Genomic DNA, 2,190 nt, shown 5'->3' with positions numbered 1-2,190 from the left:
GCTCGATCCGGCTGTAGGGCGGGCCGCTGCGGTTGGGCTCCAGGTTGTAGCTGCTGGCCGCGATGGCCGTCCCACCAGACGAGAGGGAGGTGACCGAGATCAGCTCGGAGTCGTCCAGCCACAGCCGCCACGGTCGCGCCGTCTGCTCGTTCGGCCAGTCCCAGTAGCGGGTGGCGGTCTGGGGGTAGAACCGGCGGTGCAGGAGCCCCTCGACGGAGCGGGAGGCGGATTCCAGGGCGCGGTCGATCCGCCCGTTGCTGCGGGCTGTCTCCTTGAAGTCCAGTTCGGCCTTCACGTCCTCGCGGGTGGCGTACCACACGCCCATTGCCGGTCACCTCCTTCCGCCATGCCGCTGGTTGTGGGGTCAGTCCGTTGCTTCGGTGTCGGCCTCGTCAGGACTGGACGGGGAGTCCGTCGGGGCGCCATCCGTCGAAGGGGCAGAAGAGCCCTCCTCCGTCGGGGCCTTCTCGGAGCGGTTCGCCGTCTTGCGGGCACGCTTCCGGGGCGCGGGTACGCTCGGCTCGGAGCTCGTCGGCGGCGTCGCGGTAGATGCTGAGGAGCTGTTCCCAGGCCATGTGTCCTCACCTCCGTCGGCCGGTTCGGTGCTGGCCGGTGCCGCCTCCGCTGGGGACGCGGGGAGGTCGGGGGCGGCACCGGGGTTGTTGGTGGGCCCACCGTGGCGGGTGATCTTCGGCATGGACCCCTCCTCGTGGAAATCCGTTGAGTGGCAGCGCGGGCAGCGGAACAGCCCGATCGCGTACTTCGTGGTGCAGTCGTCGCACACCCAGAGCGTCATGAGGCGGGCTCCACGATCAGCCAGGCCACCATCGAGGTGTCCAAGGCGCTGGACGAGGTGATCGTGAACGAGGTTCCGGCGCTCCTCGCGGAGACCCGCAGGAAGCCCACCGTTCCGCCGTCGGCCTGCGAGGTGAGGAAGATCCGGCTGGTGGCCGTCACCTTGGTCGTGGCGACCGTGGCCGTGCCCGCGACGAGCGTGGCCACGCCCATCGTGGCGTTCGCACCCTCTTTGACCTTCAGGCCCTTGCCAGCCGTGCTGATGGAGATGTCGCCGAGGCTGGCGAAATCGCCGTTGGTCTGGGCGCCTTGAAGGGTGGTGTAGCCGCCGACAGTGAAGCCGTCGTCCGTCTTGAGCGTGTCCGCGCTGTCCCGGTACAGGTTGGTGTCGGCCGCACCGGAGCCGGCGCCCCACTCCAGCTTGCCGTCGGCGTTGACGACGAACCGGGCTGCGGCATCCCCCGTCACCCGGGCTGTGAACGCGTCCGACGTCGAGGCGGAGCCCTCCAACTTCCAGGTGCCGGTCATGCGCAGCACGCCGGCCGAGTCGCGGTCCAGGACCGTATCCGGCAGAGCGCCGGTCCCGTCCATGAACTCGATACGGCCATCCCGGATGGCCAAACGCTTGCCCAGAAGCAGGGGTTCTTGCGCCTGGTTCTGCGCGAGGCCGCTGATGGTGCCGCCGCGGCTACGGGTCGTCTTCGGCATAGCTACGCCGCAACCACGGAGGCGCCGTCGTCGAGGGGCACGTAGAACAGGCTCCACTTGATCGCACCGGTGGCGTCGGCCGCGCTCACGTGCAGGTCGAGTGTGCCGGCTTTGAGGACGAAGGGTTCCTGTGGCATGGGGGCGACCGATTCCAGTACGCCGAGGGCGCCGCCCACTGTGGAGACGCCGTACAGGTTGCCCACCGCGTCACCGGTGATGGCGGTGGCTGTGGTGATGTCGGAGTCAGCGCCGGTGGTGGGGTTGGCGACGAGCTTCGCGGACGGGGTCGTCCCGCCGATGACCGTGGTCACTTCGCCGACGATGCCGGTGACAACGACTCGGCCGCCGGAGACGGTGAAGAGTGCTGAGAGGGCGTTCTGCGGGACCGTTGCCGCCGCCTTGTCCACCTTCGTTCCGAAGTTGACCGTGCGGAGCTGGGAGCCCTGGATGATGACGGACATGATCAGACCCCCTGTCAGGTGTTGAGGTTGGCGAGGTTGGTGGGCTTGCGCTGAACGTTGAGGTCGAGCGCGAGGTTGACGATCGCCACGTACTTCGACCCGTTGGTGCCCAGGTCCGGGACGTTGAGGGACACCCACTCGTAACCGTCCGACAGTTGCTCGGAACCGACCTCGACGACCACGAGCTGCTGCGCGGACGCGGAGCCCACGTTGGTGATCTCGGACG

5 protein-coding genes are annotated in these 2,190 nt (G+C 68.5%); all 5 read right to left on the bottom strand.

Annotated features, from left to right (window positions below; genetic code table 11):
- The coding region (locus I5Q34_RS33290) for a hypothetical protein (protein ID WP_199896234.1) at positions 1-325 on the bottom strand (325 nt) is incomplete at its 3' end.
- Positions 326-392: 67 nt separating this feature from the next.
- Complete coding sequence (locus tag I5Q34_RS33285; protein WP_199896233.1) at positions 393-575, bottom strand: hypothetical protein; 183 nt, start codon at positions 573-575, stop codon at positions 393-395.
- 217 nt (positions 576-792) lie between these two features.
- Entirely contained in the window at positions 793-1,503 is a 711-nt protein-coding gene (locus I5Q34_RS33280; protein ID WP_199896232.1) for a hypothetical protein, read from the bottom strand.
- A 2-nt stretch (positions 1,504-1,505) separates the two neighbouring features.
- Positions 1,506-1,964 carry a hypothetical protein gene (locus I5Q34_RS33275; protein WP_199896231.1) on the bottom strand — a complete coding sequence of 153 codons (459 nt, stop codon included), beginning with the start codon at positions 1,962-1,964 and terminating at the stop codon, positions 1,506-1,508.
- Positions 1,965-1,978: 14 nt separating this feature from the next.
- The coding region (locus I5Q34_RS33270; protein WP_199896230.1) for a hypothetical protein at positions 1,979-2,190 on the bottom strand (212 nt) is incomplete at its 5' end.

Source organism: Streptomyces sp. AV19 (genome assembly GCF_015999245.1).
Taxonomy (GTDB): domain Bacteria; phylum Actinomycetota; class Actinomycetes; order Streptomycetales; family Streptomycetaceae; genus Streptomyces.
The sequence above is the reverse complement of the archived record's forward strand: the minus strand, read 5'-3'. Positions and strand labels throughout refer to the sequence as shown.